The organism is Clostridium sp. Cult1, from assembly GCF_021655095.1.
Lineage (GTDB): Bacteria > Bacillota > Clostridia > Tissierellales > Tepidimicrobiaceae > Schnuerera.
The window spans coordinates 2,548,105-2,563,911 of record NZ_PPXW01000001.1; the positions used below are offsets into that span (position 1 = coordinate 2,548,105).

The 15,807-nt window shown below is 34.4% G+C and carries 23 protein-coding genes; all 23 read left to right on the forward strand.

Features of this window, described 5'->3' with window-relative positions:
* The first annotated feature begins 1 nt into the window (after position 1).
* The gene (locus C3E89_RS12810; RefSeq protein WP_236913333.1) at positions 2–376 is read left to right on the forward strand and encodes a hypothetical protein; all 375 of its coding nucleotides are present in this window, start codon (positions 2–4) and stop codon (positions 374–376) included.
* On the forward strand, positions 373–885 hold the full coding sequence (locus C3E89_RS12815) for an HK97 gp10 family phage protein (RefSeq protein ID WP_236913334.1): 513 nt from the start codon (positions 373–375) through the stop codon (positions 883–885). The genes C3E89_RS12810 and C3E89_RS12815 overlap by 4 nt, the downstream gene beginning before the upstream one ends.
* The gene (locus C3E89_RS12820; RefSeq protein ID WP_236913335.1) at positions 882–1,316 is read left to right on the forward strand and encodes a phage tail terminator family protein; all 435 of its coding nucleotides are present in this window, start codon (positions 882–884) and stop codon (positions 1,314–1,316) included. Before C3E89_RS12815 ends, C3E89_RS12820 begins: the two co-directional genes overlap by 4 nt.
* Complete coding sequence (locus tag C3E89_RS12825) at positions 1,309–1,509, forward strand: hypothetical protein (protein ID WP_236913336.1); 201 nt, start codon at positions 1,309–1,311, stop codon at positions 1,507–1,509. Before C3E89_RS12820 ends, C3E89_RS12825 begins: the two co-directional genes overlap by 8 nt.
* Complete coding sequence (locus tag C3E89_RS12830; RefSeq protein WP_236913337.1) at positions 1,509–1,682, forward strand: hypothetical protein; 174 nt, start codon at positions 1,509–1,511, stop codon at positions 1,680–1,682. Before C3E89_RS12825 ends, C3E89_RS12830 begins: the two co-directional genes overlap by 1 nt.
* Position 1,683: 1 nt before the next feature.
* A complete protein-coding gene (locus C3E89_RS12835) occupies positions 1,684–2,991 on the forward strand; it encodes a phage tail sheath family protein (RefSeq protein WP_236913338.1) in 1,308 nt (435 codons plus the stop codon).
* Between the two features lie 15 nt (positions 2,992–3,006).
* Positions 3,007–3,462 (forward strand): phage tail tube protein, encoded by a 456-nt coding sequence (locus C3E89_RS12840; protein WP_080914109.1) that lies wholly within the window; start codon positions 3,007–3,009, stop codon positions 3,460–3,462.
* A gap of 10 nt (positions 3,463–3,472) precedes the next feature.
* A complete protein-coding gene (locus C3E89_RS12845) occupies positions 3,473–3,892 on the forward strand; it encodes a phage tail assembly chaperone (RefSeq protein ID WP_236913339.1) in 420 nt (139 codons plus the stop codon).
* A gap of 248 nt (positions 3,893–4,140) precedes the next feature.
* The gene (locus tag C3E89_RS12850; protein ID WP_080914112.1) at positions 4,141–4,485 is read left to right on the forward strand and encodes a hypothetical protein; all 345 of its coding nucleotides are present in this window, start codon (positions 4,141–4,143) and stop codon (positions 4,483–4,485) included.
* Between the two features lie 75 nt (positions 4,486–4,560).
* Positions 4,561–6,627, forward strand: coding sequence for a hypothetical protein (locus C3E89_RS12855; RefSeq protein ID WP_236913340.1), 2,067 nt, complete (start codon positions 4,561–4,563; stop codon positions 6,625–6,627).
* Complete coding sequence (locus C3E89_RS12860) at positions 6,627–7,289, forward strand: LysM peptidoglycan-binding domain-containing protein (RefSeq protein WP_236913341.1); 663 nt, start codon at positions 6,627–6,629, stop codon at positions 7,287–7,289. Before C3E89_RS12855 ends, C3E89_RS12860 begins: the two co-directional genes overlap by 1 nt.
* Before the next feature lie 6 nt (positions 7,290–7,295).
* Complete coding sequence (locus C3E89_RS12865) at positions 7,296–8,249, forward strand: XkdQ/YqbQ family protein (protein WP_236913342.1); 954 nt, start codon at positions 7,296–7,298, stop codon at positions 8,247–8,249.
* Entirely contained in the window at positions 8,250–8,609 is a 360-nt protein-coding gene (locus tag C3E89_RS12870; RefSeq protein ID WP_236913343.1) for a DUF2577 domain-containing protein, read from the forward strand.
* On the forward strand, positions 8,606–9,007 hold the full coding sequence (locus tag C3E89_RS12875) for a DUF2634 domain-containing protein (protein WP_236913344.1): 402 nt from the start codon (positions 8,606–8,608) through the stop codon (positions 9,005–9,007). The genes C3E89_RS12870 and C3E89_RS12875 overlap by 4 nt, the downstream gene beginning before the upstream one ends.
* Positions 9,008–9,027: 20 nt before the next feature.
* Positions 9,028–10,074 carry a baseplate J/gp47 family protein gene (locus C3E89_RS12880; protein ID WP_236913488.1) on the forward strand — a complete coding sequence of 349 codons (1,047 nt, stop codon included), beginning with the start codon at positions 9,028–9,030 and terminating at the stop codon, positions 10,072–10,074.
* On the forward strand, positions 10,071–10,610 hold the full coding sequence (locus tag C3E89_RS12885; RefSeq protein ID WP_236913345.1) for a putative phage tail protein: 540 nt from the start codon (positions 10,071–10,073) through the stop codon (positions 10,608–10,610). The genes C3E89_RS12880 and C3E89_RS12885 overlap by 4 nt, the downstream gene beginning before the upstream one ends.
* Positions 10,610–11,800, forward strand: coding sequence for a head completion/stabilization protein (locus tag C3E89_RS12890; protein WP_236913346.1), 1,191 nt, complete (start codon positions 10,610–10,612; stop codon positions 11,798–11,800). The genes C3E89_RS12885 and C3E89_RS12890 overlap by 1 nt, the downstream gene beginning before the upstream one ends.
* Positions 11,801–11,813: 13 nt before the next feature.
* Entirely contained in the window at positions 11,814–12,278 is a 465-nt protein-coding gene (locus tag C3E89_RS12895) for a hypothetical protein (protein ID WP_236913347.1), read from the forward strand.
* Between the two features lie 2 nt (positions 12,279–12,280).
* Positions 12,281–12,421, forward strand: a complete 141-nt coding sequence (locus tag C3E89_RS12900; RefSeq protein WP_236913348.1) for a CD1375 family protein — start codon at positions 12,281–12,283, stop codon at positions 12,419–12,421.
* Between the two features lie 26 nt (positions 12,422–12,447).
* Positions 12,448–12,591, forward strand: coding sequence for a CD1375 family protein (locus tag C3E89_RS12905; RefSeq protein WP_236913349.1), 144 nt, complete (start codon positions 12,448–12,450; stop codon positions 12,589–12,591).
* A 221-nt stretch (positions 12,592–12,812) separates the two neighbouring features.
* Positions 12,813–13,805 carry a site-specific tyrosine recombinase/integron integrase gene (gene xerA, locus C3E89_RS12910; protein WP_236913350.1) on the forward strand — a complete coding sequence of 331 codons (993 nt, stop codon included), beginning with the start codon at positions 12,813–12,815 and terminating at the stop codon, positions 13,803–13,805.
* A gap of 58 nt (positions 13,806–13,863) precedes the next feature.
* A complete protein-coding gene (locus tag C3E89_RS12915) occupies positions 13,864–14,280 on the forward strand; it encodes a phage holin family protein (protein WP_236913351.1) in 417 nt (138 codons plus the stop codon).
* The gene (locus C3E89_RS12920) at positions 14,277–15,599 is read left to right on the forward strand and encodes an N-acetylmuramoyl-L-alanine amidase (protein WP_236913352.1); all 1,323 of its coding nucleotides are present in this window, start codon (positions 14,277–14,279) and stop codon (positions 15,597–15,599) included. The genes C3E89_RS12915 and C3E89_RS12920 overlap by 4 nt, the downstream gene beginning before the upstream one ends.
* Positions 15,600–15,807 lie beyond the last annotated feature (208 nt).

Sequence of the window (15,807 nt, forward strand, 5' to 3'; positions counted from 1 at the left end):
TATGAGTGATTATATGAAATTAGCAAGAAAAGCAATAGAAAGTCAATATAAAGGCTTATGCACTATATATGAGTATATTGAAACAGAGGACCCAGACACAGGGGAAACAATTGTAAGTCCAGAGCCAGCACCAGTACATGAAAACATACCTTGCAAATTATCAAAGAAAACCATTAATCCCACTAATCAAACAGAAATGGCCAATACAATACAGTATTCTCCAGTGTTATTTATTAATCCAGATATAGAAATTAAAGCAGGTTCAAATATAGTAATTACCCAAAATGGAGTTACTAGGAAATTTGTAAGAAGTGGAGAGCCTTTCCCTTATGAAACACACCAGGAAATTGTACTACAAAGGACTGATACAGCATGAGCCTTATTGGAATTTGGGATACTAAAGAACTTAAAGAGTGGATTGACAAACTTAAGGGATTATCAGATGAGAAGATACAGAAGTTTAATGAGGATACAGTTAAGCAAATAGCAGCAATGACATTAGCAAAAATTATTACAAATACTCCTGTAGGTGATTACCCTAAGGGCTCAGGGGAAATAGGAGGAACTCTTAGAAGGGGATGGACAACTGGGAAAATTGATGTTCCGAAAGATGAGGAATGTAATATTGCAGATGCATTCGTGTATATAGCAAATGATATAGATGTAATTAAAAAAGGTAGAACATATATAATAATTTTATCTAACCCAGTAAATTATGCCTCTTATGTTGAATATGGTCACAGAACTAGAGAGAAAAAAGATGGAACTAGAGGATGGGTAGATGGACAGTTTTTCATGAAAATATCAGAAGATGAAATGCAAGACGAATTACCAGCATTATTAGAAGAAAAACTAAATGATTTTCTAGGAGAGTATTTCAAATGATAGATGAAATCAGAAAAGCGATATTAAGAAAAATAAATTCATTTAGGGACAAGGATACTAAAATATACAGTGAAGGGGTAGAACAAAACTTCAAAGAGCCTTGTTTCTATATAAAAGAGTTAAGGTCAAATCAAGATAGAGGGCTAGGAAACAGGTACAAAAGAGGCCATTTATACGATATACACTATTTTCCTAATCCAAATAGTAGTACTAAAAATGCAGATTTAAGGAAAGTGGCCGAGGTCTTATACGACCAGATGGAATATATAGAAGTAGCTGGAAGGCCGCTCATGGGGCTAGACATGAACCATGAGATTGTAGAGGGAGTGTTACATTTCTTTGTAAGGTATCCAATTTATCTATACAAGGAAACAGAACCTATTCCTAAGATGGTGAATTTAGAGCAGCGAGGAGGTTTGAAAAATGGCTAAAGAAACAGCTGTATACCCTATAGGTGTGGTATCAAAACTATATGCAGAGAATGAAATGTTAAAAAAGATAGTAAACACTACTTTAAATGATGATAGAGTGCCAGAAGAATACAAGCAATATATTGTAGAACATATGGGTAAAGAGCATTTTTATTTAGGAGATAAGCCTTGGTGTTGGAGAGGGGTGCTATAATGGCTAAAACAACAAAGAAAACTGAAAATAAATTTACCAAATCACAGGTCCTTGAAAGTAAGAAATTTACTAACAAGGACTTAATTAATGCAATTTTAGAAGATGGCAGAATGTACACATTAAAAGAAGTAGAGAAAATAATTAACAATTATCTAAAAAGGAAGGTGAAGTAACATGGCTTTAGGTGGAGGTACGTTTACAGTTCCAAATAAAGTTTTACCAGGAGCTTATATAAACTTTGTATCTATGGCTAGGGCATTAGGTTCTATGGGTGAAAGAGGAATAGTAGCATTACCTTTGGAAATGAACTGGGGACCTGAGGATGAAGTTATAACCATAGATGCAGGAGAGTTTCAGAAAGAAGCTTTAAATATTCTAGGATATAGTTTTGCAGACGAAGAAATGAAACCTTTAAGAGAGGTGTTTAAAGGTGCTAAATTAGTAAAACTATACAGGATAAATGGAGCTGGAGGGAAGAAAGCAACTGCAACAGTAGGAACAGAAGGATTAACCATAACTGCAAAGCATCCAGGTACTAGAGGAAACGACATCAAAATAGTAGTACAAGCCAATATTGATGATGAAACTAAATTTGATGTTATCACTTATATTGGCACAACTAAGGTAGACACTCAAACAGTAGCAACAATAGCAGAGCTAGAACCTAATAACTTTGTAGAATTTAATGGAACTGGAGCATTAGAGATTACAGCAGGAGTACCTTTGGCAGGTGGAGAAAATGGCACATCCACAGGAGAAAATTACAGTTCATTCTTAGACAAAATAGAAGCAGAAGATTTTACAACATTGGTATATGCTGGAGAAGACGAAGTAACTAAAGCTTTATTTGATAGCTTTACAAAGCGTTTAAGAGATGATGAAGGAGTTAAGATAACTACTGTATTACATGACTATGTAAAGGCTGATTTTGAGGGCGTTATATCAGTTAAAAATAATCCTGAATTAGTTTATTGGGTAGCAGGACAATCAGCAGGGGCCAATGTAAACGAATCACTAACCAACAGAAAATATGATGGAGAATATGAGGTTAATACTAAATTCAAGAAAAGAGAATTTGAACAAGCTATCCAAAATGGGGAGTTTGCCTTTTATCAAGATGGCAATGATGTAAGAGTGTTGAAAGATATAAATACATTCACTAATTTTGCACCAGAGAAGAATCAGGATTTTAGCTCAAATAGAGTAATTCGAGTGCTAGACCAAATAGCAAATGATACAGCTAGAATATTTAGTGACTACTATCTAGGGAAAGTCACAAATGATGATACTGGTAGAGAATTGTTTAAGAATGAATTAGTTAATTATCATGAACAGCTACTAAATATTAGAGCCATAGAGAACTTTAACCAAGAAGACATTATTGTCCTTCCAGGGGTACAAAAGCAAGATGTAATCGTGAATGAAGTAGTACAGCCCACCGACTCAATGGAAAAATTATATATGTCAATCGAGGTTAGATAGAAAGGAGAGGATTATATGCCTTTTATGAGAGCAGAAGATGCTATTAGCGGTAAGTTAGGTAAAGCATTTGCTACTATAAATGGAGAGGTACACGAGATGTTATACCTTAAAAATATAGAAGCTACAGCAGAAAAGAATAAAGTAGAAGTACCTGTATTAGGAAGGACAGGCACGCAACACAAAGCAGGTGGATGGAGTGGTACTGGTACAGCTACAGTTTACTATGCTACAAGTAAGTTCAGGGAATTAATGCTTGAGTATATCAAAACAGGAAAAGACACTTATTTTGATATATTAATTGAAAATGACGACCCTACAAGCAACATAGGGCAACAAACAACTATCTTGAAAGGTGTAAACCTTGATAGTGTGATAATGGCAAAATTAGACGTAGAATCCGAAACATTGGATGAAGATATTAGCTTTACCTATAATGATGTAGATATAACTAATAAATTTAGAGATATGTAGAGGTGATTAAATGAGTGGATTAAACGCATTTTTAAGTCAAAACGCAATAAAAGCAGAGAATGAAAAACATATTATATCCGATAGGTTTGTAGATGAAAAAGGGAAACCGATTCCTTGGGAGATAAGGGCCCTTACAGCAGAAGAAGACGAGGCTTTAAGAAAATCATGCACCAAAAAGATTAGAAATAAAGGGATAATAACTCAAGAAACAAATTATGAAGAATATATGGCAAAGTTAATTGTAGAATGTGTAGTATTCCCTAATTTAAGAGACAAAGAGTTGCAAGAAAGCTATGGAGTATTAGGTGCTGATAAGCTAGTAAAGAAAATGCTAACAAGTGGAGAATATGCTGAATTACTTGAAAAAGTGCAAGAAGTAAACGGATTCGATGTAGGGATGGATGAATTAGTTGAAGAAGTAAAAAACTAATAGAAGAAGGGGATAGTGATGCTAATTATGCTTACTATGCCCTTCATAAGTTAAAAATTAGACCTGGAGTGTTAATGGGAAAATCTCCATTAGAACCCATAGACAAGTATGAAAGAGCTGCCATATATGCGTTTATTGACACAAGGGTAGAGAATGAGAAGAAGGAAGCAGATAAGATTAAGAAATAGCTGGAAGTCCCTCCTGTAATTTGGTATTATGAATATAATAAGTTGTAGGAGGTGTATTCTATGGCTAAAAACATGGTTATAGCAGGGGATTATAAAAATAAACTTCTTGGCTCTACAATGAAATATTTAACTATAAAAACTGGATTTAGGAAAAGTGTGCCAATAAGCAAGGAAACCGTTGAGGCCTATGAGGTTGTAGATGAAGAACATAGAACTAAAGCAATGAGTGCTATAGGAAGAGGTATGGTAGGTTCTCTAGCTTTAGGTCCTGCAGGATTGCTGGCAGGTCTTTCAGCTAAAAAGAAAAAGGCTTATTTAGTAGCAATAAAATTTAAAGATGGTAAAGAAAGTTTAATCGAGATGAACGATATTATGTATAAGCATTTAGTACAAACATTGTTTTAAGCATCCTGAAAAGGGTGCTATTTTTATATCTGAAAGTAGGTGATTATTATAGCTGGAATACGAAGTTCGATTAATTTGATTGATAATATGTCTAATGTTTTAAATAGGATAACTGGGAATGCTGCCAAAATGGACCAAACTATAGAAAAAACACAAAGGACAATGAATAAAAGGACTAATTTTGCTGAAAACCTAAGCAAAGAAGAGCAAGCCTTAGAGCTTTTGGGGGCAAAATATGCTAATCAAGTTAGAACGGTAGAGAGGCTGCAACAAGAGTATTTAAAATCCATTGAGATAAAAGGTAGATATCACGAAGCAACCGAAAAGCTTGAAAAGAAATTACTAGATGCACAATTAGCGGAAATGAAGATGGCTGATGCAGTAGAGAAGGCAGGTAAAAAGCTAGAAGAAAAGAACAATCAAATGAAAAATAACATTGAAACATCAGGAAACCTCACAAAAAGAATTAAGCAACTTGCAGGAGCTTATATTAGTTTTAGAGGAGTACAAAGACTTATTAAAGATACCGTGGGGGAAGCAGGTAAACTTAATCAGCGTGTAGCAGTAATGCAAGCAGCTTTTGGTAATGCAAATATAGGAAAGCATTATTTTAATAGATTGCAATTATATGCAATTGAAACCAGGAACGACATAGAAGACTTAACTAATGTAACAAGAAACTTTATGCAATTAACAAGGAATACTGATAAACTTATGGGGTTAACAGATGTAGCAAACAGATTATCAATGAGAACTAGTAATCTAGGAAGCGCTGAGAATCTTATGCAAGAAGCAATGAGGGGGGAGTTTACAAGATTACAAAGAACCTTGCATCTAACAGATTCGCAAATAGAACCGCTTAAAAGGGCAGTACAAAAAGGTTCGTTAGATGGAATTATATCTGCTTTTGACCAAGCTTTAAATACTGCAGGATTAACAGATGAAATAAAAAGGGCATACCAAGATAATCCATTACAGAAGTTCCATAAAGCAATAGACAGAGTAAAATTAGGTCTTGCAAGAGCCGGAGAAGAAGCTTTGATGAGATTAGAGCCGGTCTTCGACAAGATAAACAGTTGGCTACAATCTGCTAGTGCTGACCAATTCTTTGGGGCGATAGCGGCAGGAGTGACAATGATTGTGAATAGTGTTATATGGTTGACTGAAACTGTAACTAATAATTGGGATATTATACAGCCTATTTTGGCAGCTATTGCAACTATATATTTAGTACAGATGGTATCACAGTTATGGGCCACAATTCCACCTATATTAGCACAAGCTAAGGCTTGGACGGTGGCACATTGGCCTATTTTGGTGGCAGCAGGTGCAGTGCTCATATTTATAAAAATATTAATGCAAGCAGGGGTAACAGCTAATCAAATAACAGGCTTTATAGGTGGTGTATTTGGAGTATTATGGGCTACTCTCTACAACGGAATAGCTTTTGTTTGGAATACATTTGCTAACTTTGCTGAATTCCTTGTAAATTTATTCATAGATCCAACTTATGCAATTAAAATGTTATTTTACAATCTAGCTATGGACGTATTGGGGTTTTTCAATAGCTTGTTTAAAGGAATTGTAGGTGGATTAAATTGGCTAATAGAAAAAATCAATGGTGTACTAAATACTGATATAGGTACGATTCAAGTACAGTTTATGGATAATGCTATAGCGAAGTTAGGAAAGAATAGACCTATAAGCGATAAAAATGTATGGCAAGCTACTAGAATGGAATATAAAGACTATGCAGCAGAAGTCAGAGGAGCGTATGATTGGGGCAAACAACTACCAGATAGATTTAAAACTGGACTAGGTAGCATAGAAAATGCTATAGCTAATTTTAGAAATCAGGAAGATATGTGGAATGCCGCACAAAATGATAATCTTGGCAAACTAAACGACACAGGAAAGAAAATAAAAAATAGTGTAGATAAATCTAATGAAGACCTGAAATGGATGAGAGATTTGGCCGAGCAAGAAGTAATAAATAGATTCACTACAGCTACATTGGCACCACAGATAAGCATAGAATTTGGAGACGTAAAAGAAACTGCCGATGTAGACGGGATTGTAGAGCATATAGAAAACATACTAACTGAACAGCTTAATATAGCTGCAGAGGGGGTGCATGAATAATGTACTCTTTTTATTTTGATTATGAAGGAGAAATAATGCAATTACCTATTTCTCCTTCTAGCTTGACTTTAAAAGTAAATAGCAAAAATAAAGTAGTAGAATTATTAAACTTGGGTGACGTAAATATATTAAAAGATCCAGGACTAAGTGAGTTTAATTTTAAGATTTTATTACCTGGACAAGAATTGCCATTTGCAGTATATCCGAATGGGTTCAAAATGCCTGAATTTTACCTTGAAAGGTTTGAAAAATACAAGGCAGAAAAGAAACCAGTAAGATTTATAGTATCTCGTATATCTACATGGGGAGAGCCTTTATTTGATACAAATATGTTGGTAGCCTTAGAGGATTACACTGTAGAAGAAAAGGCAGGAGAAGTGGGAGATGTATATGTAGATATTAAATTAAAACAATACAAAGAGTATAAAACTCAGGTAGTTACAATTCAAAATGTTCAGAATGAAAAAGCTACTGCCACAATTAAGGAACAAAGACCAGCTAAAACTCCAGCTAAATCGTACACAGTTAAATCAGGAGACACTTTATGGGCTATTGCTAAGAGAGAACTGAATGATGGTAGTAAATATAATGAAATTGCTAAACTAAATAACATATCCAATCCTAAAGTAATCAAACCAGGACAAGTTTTAAGGTTAAGGTGATAGGTTATGTATGAAATATCAATTATCAATAATGGAAAAAGATATTTACCAATTATAGAAGGTGATGTTACTTGGGAAACTAGCAGGATGGGTGAACCTGGGAAACTAACTTTTAGTATAGTAAATGATGATGAATTAGACTTCCAGGAGGGCAATCCAGTAATATTTAAGGCTGATGACGAAAATATATTCTTTGGTTTTGTGTTTATGAAAAGTAGAGATAAAGAGCAGATTATAAAGGTTACAGCTTACGACCAATTAAGATATCTTAAAAATAAAGACACTTACGTATACACAAAGAAAAAAGCTAGTGATGTTGTGAAGATGATAGCCAAAGACTTTAATCTAAAGGCTGGAGGAATAGCCGATACTGGGTATGTAATCCCTAGTAGAATCAGAGAAAACATGACTTTGTTCGATATAATCTATGATGCTTTAGACTTAACATTATTAAATAGAAGGAAGCTTTATGTGCTTTATGATGACTTTGGTAAACTTACCCTTAAAGATGTGGAAACAATGAAGGTACCCGACTTGGTTTTAGGAGAACTCAATAGCCAAAACTTTAGTTATACAACTGATATAGATTCTGATACCTATAACAAAGTCAAATTGTATAGAGAAAATGAAAAATCAGGGAAAAGAGAAATATACATTGCACAGGACGGTAAAAATATGAACAACTGGGGAGTATTGCAATACTTTGACAAGGTTGATGAAGATACTAATGCAAAAGTTAAGGCTGAATCTATACTAAAACTTAAAAATAAGAAAAAGAGAACACTACAATTGAAAGATGTGATTGGGGATACAAGGGTTAGGGCTGGAGCAAGTGCAATGATTCTTATGAGGGATATAGGAGATATATCAGTTAAACAATATATGCTGGTTGAAAAAGCTAAGCACGTATTTAGTAATGATGAACATTGGATGACGTTGGATTTAAGGGGTGATATATAAATGAGTATGATACAGATAATAAAACAGGCTGCTATGGAGGCAGTAGACCAAAGCTCTCCTATGACTGTAGCTTATGGTACAGTTACAAAAATAAACCCCTTAGAAATCAATGTAGAGCAACGTATGAATATAAAAGGCGACATGATACTTCTTACTTCTAATGTAGTGGATATAGAAGTTATGGTAGAAGTTGATGATAATACCGAAGATGCGAATGGGCCTGATAGACATAAACATAAATACCAAGGAATTAAAAAGCATATTCATAAAAAAAGTTTGAAGGTAGGAGAAAGAGTTTTATTATTAAGAGTACAAGGAGGACAAAAATATATCGTCCTAGATAGGTTGGTGAGTGCATGATACCTAAAATTGAGAATATAAATATTGGTGATGAAATAGAAATAGTCGAAGAGCCGACTTACACGTGGAAGATTGAAGGGAACCGAATAGTAGGCTATACTGATGGATTAGAAGCTATGAAGCAAGCTATATATCTAATTCTTAATGTAGAAAGATATAAACATGAAATATATGATTGGGATTATGGGGTAGAGTTAGCGAATCTATTTGGAAAGGACAAGGCATATGTCTATTCTGAACTAAAAAGAAGAATAAAGGAAGCTTTGATGACCGATAACAGAATAACTGATGTAACTAATTTTGAATTTGAAAATCCTGATAGAGATACAATTCATGTCAAATTTACAGTTCATACTGTATTTGGAGATATAGAAGCCTCTAGGGAGGTGAGTGTATAGTGTATTCATTTGAGGAAATAATGCAAAGAATGTTAGATAGAGTGCCGAGTAAATACGATAAAAAACAAGGTAGTATAATTTGGAACGCTTTGACTCCAGCTGCTGCCGAACTAGCACAAATGTATATTGATCTGGGTTTGGTTGAGGATAGAACCTATGCCGATACTGCTACTGGGGAATATTTGACTAGGAGAGCAGCAGAAAGAGGAGTAAATAGATACCCTGCTACAAAGGCAATAAGGAAAGGAATATTTAAAACGAACGATAATTTGCCTTTAAATATACCTATAGGTAGCAGGTTTACTGGGGAAGATTTAAATTATACAGTTATAGAAAAAATCACAGATGGAGAGTTCAAACTAGAATGTGAAGAACCTGGGGCAATAGGGAATACGTATACAGGTACACTTATACCAGTTGAATATATAGAAAACTTAGTATCCGCTGAATTGGCGGATATTTTAATTCCTGGGGAAGATGAAGAAGATGACGAACATTTAAGGAAAAGATATTTTGACAGCCTTGAAAGCCAAGCATTTGGAGGAAATATAGCTGATTATAAAAAGAAAACAAATGAATTAAATGGCGTGGGTGGTGTAAAGGTATATCCAGTTTGGGCCGGTGGAGGTACTGTAAAGCTTGTAATAATTGATAGTGACTACAATAAACCCTCTACAGAATTAATCGATTATATACAAACTGAAATAGATCCTACTCAACATCAAGGGCAAGGGGTAGGTATAGCTCCTATTGACCATATTGTAACCGTAGAAGGGGTTACAGAACGCATAATTAACATAGAAACAAGTATAACATTTCAAGAGGGTTATACTTGGGTCGATGTAGAGCCTAATTTTAGAGCCGCAATAAATGATTACTTCCATGAAATGAAAAAGACCTGGCAAGATGAAGAAAACTTAGTTATAAGAATAAGCTATATCGAAACTAGAGCATTGGGCTTACCTGGAGTATTGGATATACAAAATACTAAAATAAATGGAGTAGCCGAAAACCTTGTATTAGCTGATATTGAAATTCCTCTACTTGGTGAGGTGGTTGTAATATGAAAAGAGTAGAAGAGTATTATCCTAATGTACTTCATGATATAGAAGAATACATGGAAATAGCTAAAACTGAAAATCCGGAACTCGAAATAGCTTGGCAATCAGTCATTGATTTAACTGATGACCAATTCATAGAAACAGCTACAGAGCGGGGAGTTGCAAGACGAGAAAAAATATTAAAAATAACTCCTTTTGCTGATGATGATTTGGAAAGTAGGAGATTTAGGGTATTAGCAAGAGAAAATGACAAACTACCTTACACTTATAGGGTTTTAGTGAATAAATTAGACCAGTTATGTGGTAAGGATGGCTATGTAATGACAAGAAATCTTGGAAAACATACCTTAAAGATTAAAATAGAGCTTACTAAAAAAAGAATGTTTGATGAAGTAGACAAATTAGCAAGAAGGATGGCACCAGCTAATCTAATTATAACTGTAGAGTTAAGATACAACCAACACTTAACCTTAGCTAAATTTACTCATGCACAGTTGAGTCAATATACTCACAAGGAGTTAAGAGAGGAAGTGATTAGTTAATGATTGAATATACAGATAATTTCAATTTAATAAAGCCAGGTCAAGATGAATTTTATAATGTTGAAATTTTTAACAATAATGCTGATATTATCGATGCTGAATTAAAAAACTTAAAAAACACAATAGAAAATCTCAACGCAGACGGTATAACCTTGCCAGACGGAAAAACAATATCAGAAAAATTCACAGAAATAACAACAGAAATAGGTAATACTGAAGAATTAGACACAGAAACAAAGTTAAGTTTAGTATCAGCAATAAATGAAATAAATCAAGCTTTAGTTGCACATAAGGCAGAAATGGCGACACAAGACAAGGCTGGGCACATTAAATTAAGCGATATACCCTTACCTGCAATTGCTACTCAATCGGAGTCAGAAACTGGGACAAATAATACTAAGATGATGACACCTTTAAGGGTGGCTAATGCTATTGATAGTAGGGTAAGGGTTATAGATAATAGAGTTGAAATAAATGTAAACGGTCAATGGCTAACTTTTATATATTTACCAGATGATAAAAGTGGTTCACCTGGCAACACTAAATTAATAGCAGGTGATTGGAATGCTGGGTATTTTGGCGAAGTGCCTGGTAGTGAATTAATAACTGGATATGATCTAGCAAATACAATTGGCTTATCAAAAGGATATGGCCAATTCGGAGAAACGGAGTCTTGGCTGAAATTTGCTTACCAGGGTAAGATACAATTCATAGCAAAAAAACCATTTAGATATAATCTGTCATGGGGAGACATAGATAATGTTAATGCTGTATATGGAGATAAGACGATACGAATAAATGGACTAACTTATAAAGTAAGATTAATGCGTGGAGCAAACAATGACCCTGCTGCTAGTAAGACAGGGGTGGCAATGCATTATAGTGAGTGGAATAGACTTATGCTACCAATCCATGAGCAAGCAATAAATAAAAATTGGCCTGACTCCATCAATGTTGAATCGGATATACCTGTTTGGTCACATAATTATGGGACAGGACAGAATGGTATGTACACTAATGATGATTTACACGTTAATGGTGGTAATGGCAGTAGATGTTGGTGCCAAGAATCATTCGTTGACGCATCTGGTCGTCTGTTGCGAGGAGGTACTAGAATTACACAATCTTCCAGTGATGTTATGTCAAGTCTATATACTGGTTGGCGACCCGTATTAGAATTGGTTGAATAAAGGTGGTGATTACATGTTGTATTTTAAAAACGGAAAATGGAATTTCTGTACCGAAAAAGTACGATACATCCAACATGGTGAAGAAACAACACAATATGTAGGAAAAGAAGAGCATGATTGGTGGGTGGATTTTGAGGAGAAATGGGAACATACAGAGATAATTGAATTTATAGAAGTCGAGCTGCCTACAGTAGAGCAGTTGGAAAGACTAGCAGAAATAAATGAATTAGGTATACCCGATGGCTTTGGGACAATGGTTGAAAATTATGTAATTCATGGTGAATTTCCAGAAGGGATAAATCATCCTTTGAGAATTCTGCAGTTGCAAAAGAAAAATGAGCAATTATTAGTACAATTAGCACAAACCACAGCAGAAACATTAGAAGTCATGACAACCCTACACGAAATACAGAAAATTGAACAAGCTGAAGCTAATGCAGAATTAATAGAACTTATGATGATGTTAGGGGGGATGTAAAAATGGTATTTACTAAAGATAGTAGAATAGTACAAGACTATGTCTTATTGATAAATAAAGGATTAAGAACCTTAGAAGATGTACCAGATCTCTTTAACTTGAAAGAGGTTGTAGAGCAATGTTTAGAAGAGCAAGAACAATAATTAAATTTATAAAGGAGGTATTTTTAATGTATTTCAAGCCAGATAGTGCAATAGTAAGAAGTTATGTAATATTGATTTTAGCAGGTAAAATGATTTTTGATGAAGTACCAGAATTGTTTAATTTAAGAGAAGCAGTTGCAGAAGCTTTAGGGTTAGAAGAAGGTAATTAATAGACATAAGGATAAAAATGCGTCGTAAGCTTCTTGACTAAATATTGCCAACAGAACTAATGTTTGGTATAATATATATAAGAAAAGGACCTCTACCGGTCAAAGTAAAAGGTCCTTTTCAAATTCAGATCCCACAAAGGAGATCAATTTAATTATACCAAACATAATATATTTATGCAACGAAGTTTTCTCCTATGTGGGTATAGGAGGGAATTTGAAAAGTGAAGAGACAAGAAGCTACGATTAGGATTGTTGGAAAATTGGATCTATTGTACCCTGGTATATTTGACCAGGCAAAGGTGAGACAGGCTATTGAAGAAGTCTTGTATGACTATACTGTTGAAGATAAAGAAACTCTACCGGCAGTAATTGACAACATGAGCGATATGATTCTCTTATACCTTGCTACAAGAAAGACAGAAGGATTAGCAGATAAAACTCTAGAAGGCTATGGAAGAGTTCTAGGGAGATTTTCTAGACATATGAGAAAGAATGTAGAGGATATAACTGCTATGGACATCAGAATGTATATAGCTCAAAGGTCAAAGGAAAATCTAAAGAATACTACTTTGGCCAATGATACAGATATTTTAAGAGGATTCTTTAATTGGCTTGAAGAGGAAGAATATATCCAAAAAAGTCCAATGAGAAAAATAAAAACTCCTAAGGTAGAGAAAAGACTTAGGGAAGCTCTTACAAAAGAAGAATTTGAGTTATTACGTACTGGTGCTAAAACACTTAGACAAAAAGCTTTGTTAGAACTGCTTTATAGTACTGGATGCAGACTTGAAGAAGCAGAACAAATGAAGAAATCTGATATTGACTGGCAAAGGCTCCAGATTCGAGTTGTAGGCAAGGGTAATAAAGAACGAGTAGTTTATATCAATGCAACATGTCAAGTTCATTTAAGGAAGTATCTGATGTCTAGGTTAGATAATTGTGATGCGGTATTTGTAACACAAAGGAAGCCTATTAAATTTATGGGAAGAAGGTCAATACAACGTGAAATCAATAAAATAGCAGAGCAATCAGGGATTAATAAGGAGGTATACCCTCATTTAATAAGACATACAATGGCTACACATCTTTTAAATAGTGGCATGAATCTAAATACTTTACAACAAATATTAGGGCATGATGATCCTTCTACAACTTTAGTATATGCGGAACTTGACAACGTTACAGTTGAAAATGAATATAGGAAGTATAGTTAACTTTTAGCACTCACATAAGTGGGTGCTTTTTATGTTTAAAATTTACGGAGGTGTAATAATGGATAATAATTTTGCAATTTGGATTAAAAGAATCCTATTAGCAGCAGGAGGTGTAATAACTACTATCTTAGGGGGCTGGGACATGCTATTAAAGACATTAGTATTATTAGTTATAACAGATTATATATTAGGAATTACAGCAGCAGGAATAAATGGAGAAGTAAATTCAAACGTAGGGTTTAAAGGCATCTTTAGAAAAGTTATACTGTTTGTCCCAGTCGGTGTGGCTTACGCACTAGACCAAGTATTAGGAAGTGGAGTACTTAGGAATATGGCAATATGGTTTTATATAGGAAATGAAGGTATATCTATTGTAGAGAATTTAGGAAAAGCAGGTGTACCTATTCCTAAATTTGTGAGAGAAATATTGGTGCAATTAAAGGATACAAGCGATAAAGGGGAAGTGATTAAATGAAAATAGCCATATCGGCAGGTCATAACGTATATGTAAATGGAATATTTGACCCTGGAGCTACTAGAAACCCATATATAGAAGCTGAAATAAACAAAGAAACAGTAGCAATATTAAAACCTATGCTAGAAAAGCAAGGGCATACAGTTGTAGATGTAACTCCTTATAACGAGAAATTCTCGAACTCAAAATCACATCACGAGTTAAGATGTGAAAGAGTAGATTCCTTTGGGGCAGACTTATTTTTGGATATACACGTTAATGCAGGTGGAGGAACAGGTGTAGAAATATGGACTTATGGTCCAAACAGTAAAGCTAATCCTTATGCAGAAAAAATAGCAGATACTATATCCAAAAAAGTTGAAATAAAGAATAGAGGGATAAAATATAAGCCAACTTATTGGAGTGTCTCTTTGTGCAAGGCTCCTGCTATGATAATCGAGGGTGCTTTTATAGATTCAAAAAGTGATATGGAAAAGCTGACACCCGAGAAATATGCCCGGGCTATAGCTAAGGCCTTTGGAGAAGTTAAAGAGGATAATCCTGCTATTAGTATAGATAAGATATATAAGGTACAGGTAGGTGCTTTTTCTGTAAAGGATAACGCAGAAAAGCTATTACAGGAATTAAAAAGCAAAGGATTTAATGGATTTATAAGCGAGAGTGATGTAGAAATGAAAAAAGAATCAGAAAAGACCACTAAACCTTTGTCACAATACTATGAAAAGTATGGTTTAAAAGTAATCGAAACTAACCCAGACAATGTATATGTATCATTACTACCAGGGAAAACCCTTCGAGAATTCGGTATATATGGAATAAACGGAACATGGCAAAATACAAGGGAAGCACATCTGCCTAGGAGTGTATGGGGGCTAGCTGGTAATGGCAATAAAGCTATAGGGCCTAACTCTCATACAAATAGCCCTAATGACCATAAGAGAGGGACAATCATATACTACGAAGATGGTACATTAGAAATAAAAAGGATTAACCACATAAAAGAGATTACCAAGCCATTTAAATGGTGCATAGGTGGAGGGAGTTTAATTCCTAATATTATAGATGAAGAAAAATTTGCAAGTGATATATATAGGTTCACACATCATACAGGAATTGGCTACAAAGGGAATAGAATATATCTAATTGTAACATCAACACATTGTAGCATGGCTGAATTTAGAAATAGAGTATTAAAACTAGAATTAGACAAGGCAATATTTCTTGATGGTGGTGGATCTACTCAGATGAATTATGTAGGAGGAAAAGGGATCCATTCTAGTAGGAAACTATCTCATGGGGTGTTTTTGAAAAAAGTATAATAATTTACGAGGACCAGGTTCAGGCCTGGTCTTTTTTTTGTTTTTTGGAGAAATGCCAGTAGAGTTATCCACAAAAATCTGTGGATAAGAAAATAGGGTTATCCACTTAAAGTTTGAAGCTTGTATGTTATAATGAATGAAAAAGATATAGTTATATTCGTCAATTTTTGCAACTTTTAGGGAACATAGTAAAACAAGGGGGTGAGTC

Coding starts and splice junctions, on each gene's coding strand:
- C3E89_RS12810 (WP_236913333.1), top strand. CDS start 2: ATGAGTGATTATATGAAATTAGCAAGAAAAGCAATAGAAAGTCAATAT.
- C3E89_RS12815 (WP_236913334.1), top strand. CDS start 373: ATGAGCCTTATTGGAATTTGGGATACTAAAGAACTTAAAGAGTGGATT.
- C3E89_RS12820 (WP_236913335.1), top strand. CDS start 882: ATGATAGATGAAATCAGAAAAGCGATATTAAGAAAAATAAATTCATTT.
- C3E89_RS12825 (WP_236913336.1), top strand. CDS start 1,309: ATGGCTAAAGAAACAGCTGTATACCCTATAGGTGTGGTATCAAAACTA.
- C3E89_RS12830 (WP_236913337.1), top strand. CDS start 1,509: ATGGCTAAAACAACAAAGAAAACTGAAAATAAATTTACCAAATCACAG.
- C3E89_RS12835 (WP_236913338.1), top strand. CDS start 1,684: ATGGCTTTAGGTGGAGGTACGTTTACAGTTCCAAATAAAGTTTTACCA.
- C3E89_RS12840 (WP_080914109.1), top strand. CDS start 3,007: ATGCCTTTTATGAGAGCAGAAGATGCTATTAGCGGTAAGTTAGGTAAA.
- C3E89_RS12845 (WP_236913339.1), top strand. CDS start 3,473: ATGAGTGGATTAAACGCATTTTTAAGTCAAAACGCAATAAAAGCAGAG.
- C3E89_RS12850 (WP_080914112.1), top strand. CDS start 4,141: ATGGCTAAAAACATGGTTATAGCAGGGGATTATAAAAATAAACTTCTT.
- C3E89_RS12860 (WP_236913341.1), top strand. CDS start 6,627: ATGTACTCTTTTTATTTTGATTATGAAGGAGAAATAATGCAATTACCT.
- C3E89_RS12865 (WP_236913342.1), top strand. CDS start 7,296: ATGTATGAAATATCAATTATCAATAATGGAAAAAGATATTTACCAATT.
- C3E89_RS12870 (WP_236913343.1), top strand. CDS start 8,250: ATGAGTATGATACAGATAATAAAACAGGCTGCTATGGAGGCAGTAGAC.
- C3E89_RS12875 (WP_236913344.1), top strand. CDS start 8,606: ATGATACCTAAAATTGAGAATATAAATATTGGTGATGAAATAGAAATA.
- C3E89_RS12880 (WP_236913488.1), top strand. CDS start 9,028: ATGCAAAGAATGTTAGATAGAGTGCCGAGTAAATACGATAAAAAACAA.
- C3E89_RS12885 (WP_236913345.1), top strand. CDS start 10,071: ATGAAAAGAGTAGAAGAGTATTATCCTAATGTACTTCATGATATAGAA.
- C3E89_RS12890 (WP_236913346.1), top strand. CDS start 10,610: ATGATTGAATATACAGATAATTTCAATTTAATAAAGCCAGGTCAAGAT.
- C3E89_RS12895 (WP_236913347.1), top strand. CDS start 11,814: ATGTTGTATTTTAAAAACGGAAAATGGAATTTCTGTACCGAAAAAGTA.
- C3E89_RS12900 (WP_236913348.1), top strand. CDS start 12,281: ATGGTATTTACTAAAGATAGTAGAATAGTACAAGACTATGTCTTATTG.
- C3E89_RS12905 (WP_236913349.1), top strand. CDS start 12,448: ATGTATTTCAAGCCAGATAGTGCAATAGTAAGAAGTTATGTAATATTG.
- C3E89_RS12915 (WP_236913351.1), top strand. CDS start 13,864: ATGGATAATAATTTTGCAATTTGGATTAAAAGAATCCTATTAGCAGCA.
- C3E89_RS12920 (WP_236913352.1), top strand. CDS start 14,277: ATGAAAATAGCCATATCGGCAGGTCATAACGTATATGTAAATGGAATA.